The 15,335-nt window shown below is 64.1% G+C and carries 19 protein-coding genes; 6 read left to right on the top strand and 13 right to left on the bottom strand.

The window, feature by feature from the left end; genetic code table 11:
* Positions 1 to 21: 21 nt before the first annotated feature.
* The 3 genes from WN72_RS22035 to WN72_RS22025 all read right to left on the bottom strand — a co-directional run bounded on the left by WN72_RS22035 (position 22) and on the right by WN72_RS22025 (position 2,662).
* Positions 22 to 705, bottom strand: coding sequence for a substrate-binding domain-containing protein (locus WN72_RS22035; protein ID WP_092219207.1), 684 nt, complete (start codon positions 703 to 705; stop codon positions 22 to 24).
* Positions 706 to 726: 21 nt separating this feature from the next.
* Positions 727 to 1,428 carry a GrlR family regulatory protein gene (locus WN72_RS22030; RefSeq protein WP_092219205.1) on the bottom strand — a complete coding sequence of 234 codons (702 nt, stop codon included), beginning with the start codon at positions 1,426 to 1,428 and terminating at the stop codon, positions 727 to 729.
* 199 nt (positions 1,429 to 1,627) lie between these two features.
* The gene (locus WN72_RS22025; protein WP_027557667.1) at positions 1,628 to 2,662 is read right to left on the bottom strand and encodes a glutamine synthetase beta-grasp domain-containing protein; all 1,035 of its coding nucleotides are present in this window, start codon (positions 2,660 to 2,662) and stop codon (positions 1,628 to 1,630) included.
* Positions 2,663 to 3,198: 536 nt separating this feature from the next.
* Here WN72_RS22025 and WN72_RS22020 point away from each other — a divergent pair.
* Positions 3,199 to 3,402 carry a DUF2735 domain-containing protein gene (locus WN72_RS22020; protein ID WP_027557666.1) on the top strand — a complete coding sequence of 68 codons (204 nt, stop codon included), beginning with the start codon at positions 3,199 to 3,201 and terminating at the stop codon, positions 3,400 to 3,402.
* Between the two features lie 111 nt (positions 3,403 to 3,513).
* Here the strand turns inward: WN72_RS22020 and WN72_RS22015 are convergent, their stop codons facing one another.
* Positions 3,514 to 3,840, bottom strand: a complete 327-nt coding sequence (locus tag WN72_RS22015; RefSeq protein WP_092219230.1) for an MliC family protein — start codon at positions 3,838 to 3,840, stop codon at positions 3,514 to 3,516.
* Positions 3,841 to 3,910: 70 nt separating this feature from the next.
* On the opposite strand from WN72_RS22015, the gene WN72_RS22010 reads away from it, so the two are divergent.
* Positions 3,911 to 4,669, top strand: a complete 759-nt coding sequence (locus WN72_RS22010; protein ID WP_092219203.1) for a tyrosine-protein phosphatase — start codon at positions 3,911 to 3,913, stop codon at positions 4,667 to 4,669.
* Here the strand turns inward: WN72_RS22010 and WN72_RS22005 are convergent.
* Positions 4,614 to 5,405 carry an SGNH/GDSL hydrolase family protein gene (locus WN72_RS22005; RefSeq protein WP_092219201.1) on the bottom strand — a complete coding sequence of 264 codons (792 nt, stop codon included), beginning with the start codon at positions 5,403 to 5,405 and terminating at the stop codon, positions 4,614 to 4,616. The genes WN72_RS22010 and WN72_RS22005 overlap by 56 nt on opposite strands.
* A 119-nt stretch (positions 5,406 to 5,524) precedes the next feature.
* On the opposite strand from WN72_RS22005, the gene WN72_RS22000 reads away from it, so the two are divergent.
* Positions 5,525 to 6,205, top strand: coding sequence for an SDR family oxidoreductase (locus tag WN72_RS22000; RefSeq protein ID WP_092219199.1), 681 nt, complete (start codon positions 5,525 to 5,527; stop codon positions 6,203 to 6,205).
* On the opposite strand, the gene WN72_RS21995 is transcribed toward WN72_RS22000, so the two are convergent.
* Positions 6,202 to 6,549: a GrlR family regulatory protein gene (locus WN72_RS21995; RefSeq protein ID WP_027557662.1), complete on the bottom strand. Its 348-nt coding sequence runs from the start codon at positions 6,547 to 6,549 to the stop codon at positions 6,202 to 6,204. The genes WN72_RS22000 and WN72_RS21995 overlap by 4 nt on opposite strands.
* Positions 6,550 to 6,677: 128 nt before the next feature.
* Between WN72_RS21995 and WN72_RS21990 the strand changes: the two genes are divergently transcribed.
* Together WN72_RS21990 and WN72_RS21985 are read left to right on the top strand one after the other, a co-directional pair.
* Complete coding sequence (locus WN72_RS21990) at positions 6,678 to 7,364, top strand: DUF2161 domain-containing phosphodiesterase (RefSeq protein WP_092219197.1); 687 nt, start codon at positions 6,678 to 6,680, stop codon at positions 7,362 to 7,364.
* Positions 7,365 to 7,459: 95 nt separating this feature from the next.
* On the top strand, positions 7,460 to 7,765 hold the full coding sequence (locus tag WN72_RS21985; RefSeq protein WP_015686575.1) for a hypothetical protein: 306 nt from the start codon (positions 7,460 to 7,462) through the stop codon (positions 7,763 to 7,765).
* Positions 7,766 to 7,842: 77 nt separating this feature from the next.
* Here the strand turns inward: WN72_RS21985 and WN72_RS21980 are convergent, their stop codons facing one another.
* Both WN72_RS21980 and WN72_RS21975 read right to left on the bottom strand, forming a co-directional pair.
* Positions 7,843 to 8,454, bottom strand: coding sequence for a GNAT family N-acetyltransferase (locus WN72_RS21980; RefSeq protein WP_092219195.1), 612 nt, complete (start codon positions 8,452 to 8,454; stop codon positions 7,843 to 7,845).
* A 152-nt stretch (positions 8,455 to 8,606) separates the two neighbouring features.
* Entirely contained in the window at positions 8,607 to 9,005 is a 399-nt protein-coding gene (locus tag WN72_RS21975; protein ID WP_092219193.1) for a PaaI family thioesterase, read from the bottom strand.
* A gap of 119 nt (positions 9,006 to 9,124) precedes the next feature.
* Between WN72_RS21975 and WN72_RS21970 the strand changes: the two genes are divergently transcribed.
* Complete coding sequence (locus WN72_RS21970; protein WP_092219191.1) at positions 9,125 to 9,940, top strand: cobalamin-binding protein; 816 nt, start codon at positions 9,125 to 9,127, stop codon at positions 9,938 to 9,940.
* Positions 9,941 to 10,088: 148 nt separating this feature from the next.
* On the opposite strand, the gene kynU is transcribed toward WN72_RS21970, so the two are convergent.
* From kynU to WN72_RS21945, 5 genes are all read right to left on the bottom strand, one after another.
* Positions 10,089 to 11,291 carry a kynureninase gene (gene kynU / locus WN72_RS21965; RefSeq protein WP_092219228.1) on the bottom strand — a complete coding sequence of 401 codons (1,203 nt, stop codon included), beginning with the start codon at positions 11,289 to 11,291 and terminating at the stop codon, positions 10,089 to 10,091.
* Between the two features lie 8 nt (positions 11,292 to 11,299).
* Positions 11,300 to 12,139, bottom strand: a complete 840-nt coding sequence (gene kynA / locus WN72_RS21960; protein WP_092219188.1) for a tryptophan 2,3-dioxygenase — start codon at positions 12,137 to 12,139, stop codon at positions 11,300 to 11,302.
* Between the two features lie 37 nt (positions 12,140 to 12,176).
* Positions 12,177 to 12,986, bottom strand: a complete 810-nt coding sequence (locus tag WN72_RS21955; RefSeq protein WP_092219186.1) for an alpha/beta hydrolase — start codon at positions 12,984 to 12,986, stop codon at positions 12,177 to 12,179.
* A 251-nt stretch (positions 12,987 to 13,237) separates the two neighbouring features.
* Complete coding sequence (locus tag WN72_RS21950) at positions 13,238 to 14,515, bottom strand: ArgE/DapE family deacylase (RefSeq protein WP_092219184.1); 1,278 nt, start codon at positions 14,513 to 14,515, stop codon at positions 13,238 to 13,240.
* Positions 14,516 to 14,567: 52 nt separating this feature from the next.
* The gene (locus WN72_RS21945) at positions 14,568 to 15,293 is read right to left on the bottom strand and encodes a pyridoxamine 5'-phosphate oxidase family protein (protein WP_027557653.1); all 726 of its coding nucleotides are present in this window, start codon (positions 15,291 to 15,293) and stop codon (positions 14,568 to 14,570) included.
* Positions 15,294 to 15,335 lie beyond the last annotated feature (42 nt).

The following is a 15,335-nucleotide window of genomic DNA, read 5'->3' as shown; positions in this document are numbered from 1 at the left end:
TGCGTCCCCGCCCCGGCAAATTCAAGGCTCGAGTCCCGATTGGCGCAACACTGGCACGACCTCAGGCGATGCCAGGTAGCGGAGCAGACGATCCGCGGCCTCCGCATGCTGCGCGCTGCCGATGCGGCCGGCGGAGAACACGGCCGGAGTTTGCAGCTCATGCGGGACCGCGCCGACCACCTCGATGCCATCAACTTGCTTCAGCTCGCTGATCTGCTGCACGGCAAGGTCAGCCTCGCCGCTGACGAGCCGCTCCGCCGTAAACCCCTGCTCGACGATGGTGGCCCTGGCGTTGATCTTCTCCGCGATCCCCATCCGCTGGATCAGCTGGGCGAAGTAGACGCCGCTCGCGCCCAGCCGCGAATAGGCGACGGACCGCGCCGCGAGCAGCGTCGTGCGTAGCGCGGCTTCGGTTGCGATGTCGGGATGGGCCTGCCCTGCCCGCACGGCAATGCCGACAAAGGAGCGCGCCAGATCGGCTGCGCTGCCAGCGATCACGCGGCCCTCACCGATCATCTCGTCGAGGCCTTCGCGCGTGAGGATGACGAGATCGGCGGCCTCGCCGTCGCGCAGACGCTTGAGCAGCGCCAGCGTCGGCGCGAAGTCCGCATCGACATGGATGCCGCTGGCGGCCTCGAACGCGGAGGCCAGGCTGCGCATCGCGCCCATCAGGCCGAGCGTCGAGAGCATGCGAATTGTTTCCATGGGCAATTCCTAAGGGTGCGATCAGGCGCGGTGCATCAGCTTGAGCGCGGCGGTGAGGCGCAGGCTGCGCTTGCCGGCAAGGGCGGTCGCCTCCAGCACCGCCTCTTCGCCGTCATAGCGGCCGGAGAAGCCGATGCCGACCTCGTGGCCGCCGAAGATCGGATCATCCTTGGCCGGCGTGTGCTCCTGGTTCAGGATCTGACCCTTCCAGCGGCCGTTCGCGGCGGTGTAGCTGCCGAGATAGTGGAACGCGGCATCGCCGCCGAGGATACGGCCCCCCTTGAGCAGCATCACGCCGGTGAGGCCGCCGTCGACGCCGTCGAGCATGCGCAGATGCACCGAATAAAGCCCGTCGACGATGCCGCCCTCGCCGACACCGCCGGCGATGGGGACCTCGTCTTCGGTGATCGGCGTCATCACCGACTGGAATGGCACGCCCGGCAGCTCCTTCAATTCGCCCTTGAAGCGATAGAGATTGCCCTCGGCCCAGCCCTTGGCAAGCAAGGTCGCATCGTCGGTGCCCGCCATGGCGCGGTAGTTCGGGTCGGGGTTGTGACGGACGGTCTTGATCACGACGTCGACGCCGTCGTCGGTCTTCTCGTAGGTGCCGATATGGGCGAAGGCCGAGTTGCCGCCGAGCATCTTGCCGTGGCCGGCATGCATCACGCTCCGGCCGACCGCGTCGCCGAGTTGAAACCGCACCTTGTAGAAGCCTTCAAACACCAGCCGTGTCCCCGGCCCTCGCGCGCATCCCGCTGGCACTCTATCCCGGTTTCGGCGGCGGTGGACAGATTTCAAGCCGGCATGGCCGGCAGACCGCAAATGATGGACGTCATCAAAATGAAAAATCCGCCGGAGCTTGTCTGCTCCGGCGGATTGAAGACCAACCCGGGCCAGCCCCCCAGCCCGGACCGGGAGGATGTTAGGCCACGGCCTTCTTGTCGGTCGGCACGGACGAGATCGTCTTCAGGATCTGCGAAGCGATCTGGTAGGGGTCGCCTTGCGAGTTCGGACGGCGGTCTTCCAGATAGCCCTTGTAGCCGTTGTTGACGAAGGAGTGCGGAACGCGGATCGAAGCACCGCGGTCGGCCACGCCGTAGCTGAACTTGTTCCAGGGCGCGGTCTCGTGCTTGCCGGTCAGACGCTTGTCGTTGTCCGGGCCGTAGACGGCGATGTGGTCCATCAGGTTCTTCTCGAACGCGCCCATCAGCGCCTCGAAATACTCCTTGCCGCCGACTTCGCGCATATAGGCAGTCGAGAAGTTGGCGTGCATGCCCGAGCCGTTCCAGTCGGTGTCGCCGAGCGGCTTGCAGTGGAACTCGATGTCGATGCCGTACTTCTCCGTGAGACGCAGCATCAGGTAGCGGGCCATCCACATCTGGTCGGCAGCGGTCTTGGAGCCCTTGCCGAAGATCTGGAATTCCCACTGGCCCTTGGCGACTTCCGCGTTGATGCCTTCATGGTTGATGCCGGCAGCCAGGCAGAGGTCGAGATGCTCCTCGACGATCTTGCGGGCGACGTCGCCGACGTTCGAGAAGCCGACGCCGGTGTAGTACGGGCCCTGCGGCGCCGGATAGCCGGCGGTCGGGAAGCCGAGCGGACGGCCGTCCTTGTAGAAGAAGTACTCCTGCTCGAAGCCGAACCAGGCGCCGGCGTCATCGAGGATGGTGGCGCGCTTGTTGGACGCATGCGGGGTCTTGCCGTCGGGCATCATGACTTCGCACATCACGAGCACGCCGTTGGTGCGCGCGCCGTCCGGGAAGACGGCGACCGGCTTCAGCACGCAATCGGAGCTGTGGCCTTCGGCCTGCTGGGTGGAGGAGCCATCGAAGCCCCAGAGCGGAAGCTGCTCGAGCGTCGGGAACGACGCAAATTCCTTGATCTGGGTTTTGCCGCGCAAGTTCGGAGTCGGCGTATATCCGTCGAGCCAGATGTACTCGAGCTTATACTTGGTCATTGAGCCTCTCTGTAGATGATGCGAAAGGTGGGGTTGAGAGCCCCCGCACATTTGTACCCGGCCATCATCGGCCGCCGCCTTATAAGCACGTTGCGTGCCAAATGGCCGCAGCCCGGGAGGTTTTCCACCACCGTCGGCCTCGGCCCGTTGGGGGCGGACTGTCCACAGCGACGTGCGTCATAGGCGCGCACCTTCGCGTGAAGCTGCACTGCAAAAATCCCGCGGAAAACGCCCGATTCTGAAGCATGCCGACCGTCGCCGGAGGTTGCCGATCAAACGCGCATCAACGTCCGGCAATTTTCGTAAAGCGATGGGCCCCTGCCTAGCAACCTTTGGAATGGCACAGGCGTTGATCATCCCGACGGTGCCTTAGGGGGTGCAGAGGGTCGCCTGCCCACAAATTAGGCTGCAACTGATTTCCTCTTGGGCACTTTCCAATTCGGGAAGCGCGGCCGATATGGGGATTCCAGTAACCACAATCGAACGAGTCGGGCGCACCATGGAGGCCAAGGCGCTTTGACCAAGGAGAAATCGCAATGATGAACAATGGTCTGAGTCAGGGATCTGCAAAGATCTATCAATTTCCCGTCGGGGGCCGTGCAGCTCTCGCCGGACGCCGCTATGGCGAGACCCGCCTTCCCGCCGATCAGGCTTCGCTTCCCGCGAACGTCTCGATCTGCAGCGACAGCTGGTATCACCAGGACGCGGTCGACGAAGCCAAGCCAAAATGGGACCGCTAATGCCTGTGGCAGGGTTGATACCGCCGCGCTCTCTCGAGCGACCGGCGGCAGTTTGAAAAAGGGTCGAAACAACGGTGTTTCGACCCTTTTTGATTCCGGGTGGCCTCCCGTCTAGAGCTGAGGTCTTTCGATTACCGCGCACGCCGTGACTGGCCGCTTGAGGTGCTTGACCGTGGTCGCTCCGGTCTTGCCAATCTTCAGCGTCACCCCTGCCCCCGAATAGCGCGCGCCAGACAGCGTGAGCCGCTTCGCCAGCGTGACCGGTTCGCCGTCGATCTGGAGGAAGGCGCGCTTGTCGTAGTCATAAAACCCCACGATGAATTGCGTACCATCGGCGCAGCGGTAGGTCCGGAACGTCTGCGCGTCGGCCTGCCGCGCGCCGGAAATTCCGCCCGCCAACATGGTGATCGCCAAAACAATGGCCTTGTGCCGGTCCATGATCGCCCCCGTGATAGACTTGAAGGACGCCAGCCGTGCGTCCAGTGGAACCATAACCCAAGCTGATCCGATGCAAGACTCTTCCTTAAAGCACTCCCCTGCCCGTCACCTCGCCTTGCAAGGCGCCAGCAATTTTCGCGATCTCGGCGGCTATCCGACCACCGACGGCCGCACCACGCGCTGGCGGCACATCTTCCGCTCCAACCATCTCGGCCAGCTCACGGCCGCCGACGTCGAGATCATCCGCGCACTGGGCGTGCGCAGCGCGTTCGACTTTCGCGGCGTCGAGGAGCGCGCGGCCGGCATCTGTGTGGTGGAGGAGATCACCGTGCATTCGCTGCCGATCGAGCCGACGGTGGTCGCTGCGCTACGCGCCGAGCTCGTCGCGGGCAGACTGACCGCGCCGGTCGCGAGCGAGATCATGCGCGACTCCTACCGCAACTATGTCCGCCACAACACACACAGCTTCCGCACGCTGTTCGGCCATCTGCTGGAAGACCGTGCGCCGCTCGTGATCCATTGTACCGCCGGCAAGGATCGCACCGGCTTTGCCAGCGCGCTGATCCTGCATGCGCTGGGCGTGCCCGACGACGTCATTGCCGAGGACTATTTGCTGACCAACCAACACTACAAGCGCGATGCGCTGGCCGCCATCGACCTGCCCGAGGATGTGCGCAATGCCATCGGCAGCGTCGAGGCGTCATATCTTGCCGCGGCTTTCGAAGCCGTCGGCAAGGAATATGGCGACCTCGAAACCTATTTGCGCGATGGGCTCAGGATTGGCCCACCGGAGCAGGAGGCGCTGCGGGCGCGTTATCTGCAGTCGTAATCAAGCACCCGCATTTTTTCGTGGCTCCGGTGGCTTTGAGGATCGCCGAACGAAGGGCACGGGCGATGTGCATTGTGCTCCAGTCGCTCTGGTGCAGCTGCAGATCATCGTCCGGGGCAACGAGCTGCTCGAACGACGCCTTGTTGGAGACGTGCCAGTGCCGCATCAGCGCCCACCGCTGGAACAGGTTGACCTTGGCGTCTTGCGCAGCGGTTCGGATCGCTGAAACCATCTTTTCGGCCAGCTCGGCGTTGTCGTCGAACAGCATGGCCGTCGTGTATTGCGGATCGATCAGCACGACATCGATGGTCGGATGGTCGTGCAGGAGTTTCAATCCCTCTGCGATCTTGCCGACCACCTCATCGAAGTTGAACTGTTCCTTGCGAAAGACGGCGTTGGTTCCAACCTGCCAAAGCACAAGCGATGGATTGTCAGCAAAGATGTCGTCGTTGAACCGAGGCACTTCCAGGTTCGCTTCTTCGCCGCCCTTGCCCCGGTTGAATACGTCGATCCGGATGTTCGGACGCTGATCGTGGTCCTTGAAATGTCTTCTCAAATACAGTTCGAGCCGTGCGGGATAGGCAACGACATTGTCGAGTCCGGCCGTCGAAGACGATCCCATCGCCACGATGCGTACGGGCCCCGTTCCGGCCAACGCAGCTCGGAAATTGTCCAGCGGATGTTTGAGATCAACGATCGAAGCGGGAAATTCGAGGGCAGGAAAATTGTCAGGCATGGAACAACCTCCTCTACGATCTAAAGTTGCATTTATAGCCCAGTTTGAAAGCCGCCGCCATTGCAAGTCCAATTCAAGCGGAGCAATAGTCGGCCCGAAGTGAACGAACGGAGTGTTTCGTGCAGGGAAAAGTCATTGTCGTGACCGGTGCGCTCGGCGCACTCGGCAAGGTGGTCGCCGAGACCGCGCAGTCGCGCGGCGCGCGCATTGCCGGCATCGACTATGCGCCCTCGCAATTTTCGGCAACGCCTGAGCGCATCGAGATCGGCGGCATCGATCTGTCCGACGCTGCGCAGGCGAAGACGGCGATCGAGGCCGCTGCGAAGCATTTCGGTCGGCTCGACGCGCTGATCAACATCGCCGGCGGCTTCACCTTCGAGACGGTCGGCGACGGCGACATCAAGACCTGGCAGCGCATGCATGCGCTCAACGTGCTGACGGCGCTCAACGCCTCCCACGCTGCGCTGCCGCATCTCGCCGCCTCGAAGGCCGGCCGCATCGTCAACATCGGCGCGATGGGCGCGCTCCAGGCCGGCTCCGGCATGGGCCCCTACGCCGCGTCGAAGGCCGGCGTGCATCGTCTGACCGAGGCGCTGGCGAACGAGTGGAAAGGCAAGGTCACCGTGAACGCGGTGCTGCCCTCGATCATCGACACCAAAGCGAACCGCGCCGACATGCCCAAGGCGGACTTCTCGAAATGGGTGACGCCGCAAGAACTCGCCGAGGTGATCCTATTCCTCGCCAGCGACGCCGCGAGCGGCGTTACGGGGGCGTTGATCCCGGTCGGCGGGCGCGTCTAGTCCGGCACCAGCAGCCGCAGATCACCCTTGAAGCGGATGCTCTGCTTGCCGGCGAGCGCGATGCCCTCGCCATAGGCGGTCTCGTCGGTATAGGTGCCGCTGAAGCCGATGGTCACCACCTTGCGGCCCCATACCGGGCGCTCGTCGAACGAGGGCGAGTGCTCCTCGTTGGTCAGCTCGCCCTTCCATTTGCCGTTGGCCGAGGCGTAGCTGCCATACGCGAAGAAGAATGAATCGCCGCCGCGCATGGTGCCGTCGCGCAGCACCATGACGCCCTGATTGCCGCCCTCGATGCTATCCAGGAACTTGATGCGGATGTGATAGAGCCCGTTCCTGATCGTCATGTCGCAAGCCCGCCCACCTGTTCCCCGTCCGCAGCATAATCGCACCTTCTGTTCCCGATCAAATGACGCGGAGGGCGAGTCTGATCCGGGTTAGACTGCCGGCAACTGATTCTCCGATCGGACGTCCCGTGGAAACCGCGCTCTATCTTCCCGTCAAACGCTTCCTCGAAGAGCTCGGCTTCACCGTGAAGGGCGAGATCGGCGGCTGCGATCTCGTCGGCCTCAGCGCCGGCGATCCGCCGGTCGTCGTGATCGGCGAGCTCAAGCTCGCGTTCAATCTCGAGCTGATCCTGCAGGCGGTCGATCGTGCATCGGCAGCCGATGAGGTCTGGATCGCCGCCAAGATGTCGATCCGCGGCAAGGGGCGCGAGAGCGATGCGCGCTATCGCAATCTCTGCCGCCGACTCGGCTTCGGCATGCTCGGGGTGACCGATCGCGGCCAGGTCGAAGTGCTGGTGAAGCCGCCGACCGCGGCGCCGCGCCGCGAACCGAAGGTGCGCTCACGTCTCGTCGCCGAGCATCAGCGCCGCCAGGGCGATCCCGTGCTCGGCGGCAGCACGCGCGCGCCGATCATGACGGCGTATCGCCAGCAGGCGCTCGCCTGCGCATCGGCGCTCGCCGACGGTCCGCGGCGCGTGCGCGAATTGCGCGAGCGCTGTCCCGATGCCGGCAAGATCTTGCTTAACAATGTGTATGGCTGGTTCGAACGGGCCGACCGGGGAATCTACGGGCTGACCGAGGCCGGGCACGTAGCCCTGAAACGCTGGCCACAGCAGCGTGTTGGGGTCGACGCCGGTGTCGCGTCACCGCCCTGACACCCGACCGGCGCATAGCTGTGATGCCACACCGATTCCATATTGCAATGCAACATCGGTAGCACTAGGTATCCCGGCATCGAAATGAGGCCGTTATGAGCGCAGACTGGAATACCAAATATGGCACGCGGCGCGTGCGCCACGATCCGCCCACCCTGGACGAGGCGATCTTCGCCGCCGTCGGCATCACCGACGACCAGGAGCAGCAGGCCGAGATCGCCGCAGCGCTGATGGGCATGCCGCTCGACGTCGTTCAGGCCGAGGTGAAGAAGCAGGCCCGCACCAACAGCCGCATTACCGCCACGCGCGTGATCGCCGGCGAACAGGGTGCGCAGCGCTCCGTCGTGGTCGAACGCCGCGTCGTTCGCCGCTTCGGCAACGACAAGCGCACCGGCACCTGAGCGCTCATTTCACGACCCCAAAATACGAAAGCGGACCGGTTTTGCCGGTCCGCTTTTTGATTCGTCTGCTCTTCGAGCTAGGCGGCGCGACTGCCGTACATGCTGGAGATGATCTTCCAGCAGGTCGAGTTGAAGCTGAGAAGCGCGCGACCGGCCTTGAACGGCGCGGCGGCGAGATCGGCGAGCTCGTCTTCGGTCGTCTTGGTGAGATCGATCGTCCCGGTCGATTCGCCATGGCGGAATTGCAGATGCGCGCCGAACTTCCTGGCGAGCGCCCGCATCGCGTGATTCTCGGCGCCGGTGGTGATGCGCAGGCGCTTGAAGCCCTTCCAGCGCGCTTCGGCGATCAGGCGGCTGAACAGGATAGTGCCGACATTCTGGCGGCGCACTGATGCTTCCACGCTGAAGGCCACTTCGGGCAGCGAATCACCTTCCGGCGGATGCAGCTCGGCCGCGCCGCGCACCACGCCATCGACGATGTAGGCGACGATCGCGGTGCCGTCCTCGGCGCAGCGGGCGGCGTAACGCTCGATGAAACTGTCGTCGAGAAAACCGTTGAAGCGGTCGTGCCGGCTTGCGGCATCGAGCCTGAGCAGGTGATCGCGCAGAAGCGGCAATTCTTCCTGCTGGCTCAGGGTCCGCACATAGCCCGGAACGGACCTCGTGCGGGCGGTGTCTTCAAGTACCACGTCAAAACTCCTCTTGGTGTCCCTCGAGGAGGCGTTCGAATCCCTAGGCCTCCAATATTGTGCGTCGCAACAAATTTTTCAAGACGGGAACCTGCCCAACTTAGAGGCATCGGAAGCGACTAATTCGTTAACAAAATCAAGGCCCCGTAATCTTACAGGACCAGCTGGGTCTGGGTCACGATCGCGACCAGTTTGCCGTCCTCGGTCTCCAGCCGGGTGGTCCAGACCTGGGTCCGCCGGCCTCGGTGCACCGGGGTCGCGGTGGCGATAACAGTGGTTCCCTCCTTGGCGCCGCCGATGAAGTTGGTCTTGCTCTCCAGCGTGGTCGTACCCTTGGCGTCCTCGGGCAGGTTGATCACGGTCGCAGCCGCGCCGACGGAATCAGCCAGCGCCATCACCGCACCGCCGTGGATGGTGTGGTGAAGCGTGCAGAGATCGGGGCGGACCGTCATCCGCGCCACCACGCGATCCCTATCGGCCTCGACGAACTCGACGCCCTTGAGCTCGGCGAACGGCATCTTCATCGCTTTAAGTTTCTCGAGCGGCGTCATCAAAAGTCCTCCCAATTTCTTGTTGTCTCAGGGTGAATGGCTTCGCGCGGCAAAGCAATGACGTCCGAGGTAATGGCCGCCGTGACATCGGAGCCCGCATTTGCGCATATGCTCCTCCCATGCGCCACTTCCCGCCCCGCCGCATCGTCTGCCTGACCGAAGAGACGGTCGAAACGCTGTACCTGCTCGGCGAGCAGGACCGCATCGTCGGCGTCTCCGGCTACGCCGTCCGACCGCCGCAGGTGCGGCGGGAGAAGCCGCGGGTGTCGGCCTTCGTCTCCGCGGACATTCCAAAGGTCCTCGCACTGGAACCGGACCTCGTGCTGGCCTTCTCCGACCTCCAGGCCAGTATCGTCGCCGACCTTGTGCGCGCCGGCATCGATGTCCACGTCTTCAACCAGCGCAACATCGCCGGAATTCTCGCGATGATCCGCACGCTCGGCGCGCTGGTTGGCGCGAATGGGCGCGCAGAGGACCTCGCGCAAGGTTTTGAGCAACGCCTCGCCGCGATCGCCGCAACGCCCCGCCCTTCGTCCCGGCCAAAAGTCTATTTCGAGGAGTGGGACGATCCGCTGATCTCGGGCATCGGCTGGGTCTCCGAGCTGATCGAGATCGCCGGAGGCGTGGACGTGTTTCCGGAGCTGCGGCATCGGCAGGCCGCGAAGGATCGGATCGTGACGGCCGAGGCTGTGCGCGAGGCCGCGCCCGACGTGATCCTTGCTTCCTGGTGCGGCAAGAAGGTTGTCCCTGGCCGTATCCGCGCGCGTGAGGGGTGGAGTGACATTCCGGCGGTGCGGCATGATCGCATCGTCGAGATCAAGTCGACGATCATTTTGCAGCCGGGGCCGGCGGCTCTAACGGACGGGCTGGATGCGATCGTGAATGCTCTGTGGGGTGAACGCGCAAGCACCGCCTCTCTGGCGCCGTCATCCTGAGGTGCGAGCTGCGCGGTGCGCAGCACCGTGCAGGGAGCCTCGAAGGATGCACGGCCCCGATGCAGCTCGGCCGTCGCCCTTCGAGGCTCGCCCAGCGGCGCGTCGGCGCCGCCCAGCTCGCACCTCAGAGTGACGGTGATAGATCCTTTCACGTCACCGCATTGACGACCTGATACTCCGGCCGCCGCCACACCTCGCCTGCGATCACCTCCTCGATGATCTCGGCTGCGCGGATGATTTCATCTTCTCCAATATACAGCGGCGTGATGCCGAACCTCATGATGTCAGGCGCGCGGAAGTCTCCGATCACACCGCGGGCAATCAGGGCCTGCATGGCGGCGTAGCCGCCGTCGAAGGCGAACGAGACCTGCGAGCCGCGGCGCGCATGCGCACGCGGCGTCACCAGCTTCAGAGACGGACAACGGCGTTCGACCTCGGCGATGAGCAAATCACCGAGCGCCAGCGAACGCGCGCGGACCTCGTCAATATCAACCCGATCCCAGATATCGAGCGAAGCCTCCAGCGCCGCCATCGCCAGCACCGGCGGCGTGCCGACGCGCATGCGCTCGACGCCGCCGGCAGCCGCATAGCCAAGCTCGAATGCAAAGGGTTTTGCGTGCCCCATCCAGCCCGACAGCGCAGCGCGTGCATCATCGGCATGGCGCGGCGCGACGTAGAGGAAGGCCGGCGCGCCGGGGCCGGCGTTGACGTATTTGTAGGTGCAACCAGCCGCAAAGTCGGCGCCGCAGCCGGCGAGGTCAACGGGCAGCGCGCCGGCCGAATGCGCGAGATCCCACACCGTGACGATCCCAAGCGCATGCGCCTTTGCGGTGAGCGTGGCCATGTCGTGGCGGCGGCCGGTGCGGTAGTCGACCTCGGTGATGTAGAGCACCGCGATGTCCTCCGACAGCGCGGCCTCGATCCGCTCCGGCGCCACCAGGCGCAATTGATGGCCGCGCCCGAACGTCGCGATCAGGCCCTCGGCCATGTAGAGATCGGTCGGGAAATTGCCGGTGTCCGACAGGACGATTTTGCGCGACGCGTTCATATCGAGCGCGGCGGCGAGCGCCTGATAGACCTTCAGCGACAGCGTGTCGCCGACCATCACCGAGCCGGCTTCCGCGCCGATCAGCCGCGCGATGCGATCGCCAACATGGCGCGGCTGGGCATACCAGCCGGCCGTGTTCCAGGCGCGGATCAGCTCATGGCCCCACTCGTCCGTGATAACACGATTGACGCGCTCGGCGACGCCCAGCGGCAGCGCCCCGAGCGAGTTGCCGTCGAGATAGATCACGCCGTCGGGCAGATGAAACAGCGCCCTGGTGTCGTCGTAGACGCGAAGCTTGGTCATGGACATCTCTAGAGAATGGTACGCACGCGCCAGAGCTCGGGGAACAGCTCGACCTCCAGCATGCGCTTGAGATAGCTGACACCGCCGGTGCCGCCGGTGCCGCGCTTGAAGCCGATGACGCGCTCGACCGTCGTGACATGGTTGAAGCGCCAGCGGCGAAAGTAGTCCTCGAAATCGACCAGCTTTTCCGCGAGCTCGTAGAGCATCCAGTGCGTCTCCGGTGCCTCGTACACGATCCGCCAGGCCTGAAGCACGCCTTCGTTGAGACTATGAGTTTCGCGGACGTCGCGCGCCAGTACAGCCGCCGGCATCTTCAGCCCATTGCGATCGGCGAGCCGCAACACCTCGTCATAGAGGCTTGGCGTCGCGAGCTCGTCCTCAAGCAGCTTCGTCGTCTCCGCATCGTGCGCGTGCGGCTTGAGCATGGCGTGATTGCGGTTGCCCAGCAAAAACTCGATCAGCCGATACTGCCGCGACTGGAAGCCCGAGGACTGGCCGAGCTGGGAGCGGAAGCGCGTGTATTCGCTCGGCGTCATCGTTCGCAGCACATCCCAGGCGTTGTTGAGCTGCTCGAAGATGCGCGACATGCGCGCCAGCATCTTCATCGCGGGCTGCACCTCGTCTTTGGCGATGGCGCGGCGTGCGGCGCTCAGCTCGTGGATGGCAAGGCGCATCCACAGCTCGGTGGTCTGATGCTGGATGATGAACAGCATCTCGTCATGCGCTTCCGAGAGCGGGTGCTGCGCGCCGAGGATCGCATCGAGCGCCAGATAGTCGCCATAGGACATGCGCCGGGCGAAATCGGTCTCGGCGCCTTCGCTTGCAGGATCGTAATCGTTGGACGTCATGACAATCCCTCCCGATCGATCACATCCCTGCCCTTGCTCAGTCGAGGCCGATCAGGCGCGCGGTGATCGGCGACGACGGATCCTTCAATCCGTCGATCACGGTGAAATGGTTCAGCCCGGGATCGACGACGAGGCGGGTCGGCACGTCGAACCCGGTCCAGACATTGGCCATCAGATCGGACTGGCGGATGAACTCCGGCCGCTCGCTGCCGCCGACCCAGGCGGTCACAGGCGAATGTCCGCGCGGCAGATGCAGCGCGGCGCTTTCGAGGCTCGCCTCCTCCATGGTCATGCGCAGCGTGTCGTTCATCTTGGTCTTCAGCAGTGGACGCAGATCGTGCAGGCCGCTGATCGAGAGCGTGCCAGCGATGCGGTTGTAGATGGCGCCTTCGAGCCGGCTGTCGTCGCACAGCATGCGGGTGACCAGATGGCCGCCGGCGGAATGACCGGCGAGCCGGATCGGGCCTGCGACAAGCGAAGCCGCTTTCGCAATCGCAGCGGTGATCTCCGCGGTGATGTCGGAGATGCGCGCCGCCGGCGTCAGCGTGTAGCTCGGCAAGCAGACCGTCCAGCCGTGGTGCCGTGCGCCCTCGGCCAGATCCGTCCAGGTCGATTTGTCGAAGCGCATCCAGTAGCCGCCATGGACGAACACGACGAGGCCCTTGCTGTCGCCGTCGGGCAGGATCAGGTCGAGGCGTTGGCGCTCGCCGGAGCCGTAAGCGATGTCAGGGCGAAAATGCTTCAGCCCGGCGCGGTAGGCCGCCGCCCGCTCCGCCCATTGTGCCGGCATTTTGTCGGAGCCCGGGATATGGGCCGAATTGGCGTAAGCATCATCCCAATCGCGCATTGTTGCTCCCGAGGACTCGTCCACCGAACCGGGCGCCAGTCTGCCACCGCTAAAGGCCGCATCCTAGTCTTTCTTTTAAGCTTAAAGGATTTGGGCGCGCCATTGCTTCGGGCAACTGGGCGCTCCAGCCAAGACGTCGTAGGGTGGGCAAAGCGAAGCGCGCCCACGCCCTGGTCATGTCGGATACAACTGGTGGGTACGGCGCAAATCCGCCTTTGCCCACCCTACGAGGGCTGTGACTGCGGCAACGCCTACGCCTTCTCCACCCCGCACCATTCCGCGATGAAGAGCGCCATCGCCTTGGTCGATTGCTTCAGCGAGTCCAGATCGACGAATTCGTTGAAGCCGTGCATCTCGCCGCCGCTGGCGCCGAAGCAGAGGCTGGGGATGCTGTAATTGAGGCCATAGAAGCGGGTGTCGGTGAGCGCGGTGAAGACGAGATCCTCGACCGCGCCGCCATAGACCTTGTTGAAGGCCTTGCCGAACGCGGCTTCCGGCGCGGCGGCGTCGGTCAGTTCATAGCCTTCCGACAGGAAGCCCGACCATTCGACCTCCGGCGGATTGTTGGCAAGAAAGCGGTGGTTGCGTGCGGCGGCGGCGACGCAGGCCAGAATTTCCTTCTGGTGATCGGCCACCGACCAGCCCGGCAACACCGCGATGCGGCAATCGACGTCGCACCAGGCCGGTACGCTGGAGGCCCAATCGCCGCCCTTGATGATGCCGGGGTTGAAGTTGATGGGATGGTTGAGCGTCTTGAAGTGCCGATCGGCTTTGGCACGCTCGTTCCACTCGATCTCGAGCTTCTGCAGCGCCTGGATCAAATGATAGGCCGCCATGATCGCATTCGAGCCCGAGCCGGCAAAGGCAACATGGGTCGGGTGGCCCTTCACGCGCAGGCGAAACCAGATCACGCCGACCTGCGAGCGCACCATCTTGCCGCCGGTCGGCTCCGGAATGAAGCAGGCATCCGCGCGATAGCCACGTTGCAATGTCGAGAGCGCGCCGACGCCGGTGCTCTCCTCCTCGATCACCGACTGGAAGTGGATCCGGGCCGTCGGCTTGAGGCCGGCCGCCTTGATGGCATCCAGCGCATAGAGCGCGCCGATCGTGCCGGACTTCATGTCGCAGGCGCCGCGCCCGAACATCTTGCCGTCCTTGATGACCGGCGAGAACGGCGGGGTGTCCCACAATTCCAAAGGTCCAGCCGGCACCACGTCGCAGTGTCCCTGGAGGATCAGCGATTTGCCGGCCTCGGTCGCGGGACGATAGGTGCCGACCACGCTGCGCGCCTTGGAAAAATCGTGCTCGATCGGGCCGAAGCCGCGCAGATCCTTGAGATCGTCGACGTTGATGTGCCAGTCGTCGACCTCATAGCCGCGCGCGCGCAGGAGGTCGCCGATCATGTCCTGGCACGGTCCCTCCGCACCGCGGGTCGAAGGGATCGCGACGAAATCGCGGGTGGTCGCAAGCTGGGCTTCGAAGCCGGCGTCGACGGCGTCGAGAATCCTTTGCTGCGTTTCGGCATTCATCAGGCAACTCCAGGCATTTCAATGATCCTTGGGAGCGCGAAGCTAGCCGATTTCAGCTGTTCGGGTACTCCACAAAATAAGCATCCCGCAATGCATCTTCGAGCAACCGGCCTTCCGAATAGCCATTGAGCGTCGCAGGGCGCGTTACGCCGTCGAGCAGGCGCGGGCAAGGTTCCGGCGCGCCGAGCACGGTACGGACAGGAATGCGCTCGGCATAGATCGGCAGCGCATAGTCCTCGTCGTCGTCGGCAACCCCCTTGGCGCGGACCTTGGCCGAGGCTTCCTCGATCTCCATCGCGATGAAGGACGTCGCCTTGATCTCCTGCGTGTTGCTTGCCCGCAAGGTGGCGGTGCGATCCGGGAAAAAGCGGTCGACCATGGCGACCACCGCCCGCTTCTTCTCTTCCGCGTCGGTGACGAGATAGGCCGTGCCGAACGCCATCACCGCGCGATAGTCGGCGGAATGGTTGAAGCCGCACCGCGCCAGCACGAGGCTGTCGAGATGAGCGACCGTCAGGCAGACGCGCTCGCCTTTGGTCTGGTTGCGCAGCATGCGGCTGGCGCTCGAGCCGTGCCAATAGAGCTTCGTGCCCTCGCGCCAGAAGAAGGTCGGCGTGCAATAGGGCTGGCCGTCGATGACGTAGGAGACGTGGCACAGCATCGAGGAATCCAGGATGCGATGAACCGTCTCGTGATCGTAGAAGCCGCGGTCATGACGGCGCTTGACCTGGTTGCGCGCCGACGTCGGGTAGGAATTTGGGCTTTCGGTCTGGCTCACGGCCGCTCCTGTCGAGATTGGAACAATTCCAGGAGAGTTGTA

It is taken from the genome of Bradyrhizobium arachidis (assembly GCF_015291705.1).
GTDB lineage: Bacteria > Pseudomonadota > Alphaproteobacteria > Rhizobiales > Xanthobacteraceae > Bradyrhizobium > Bradyrhizobium arachidis.
The sequence above is the reverse complement of the archived record's forward strand: the minus strand, read 5'-3'. Positions and strand labels throughout refer to the sequence as shown.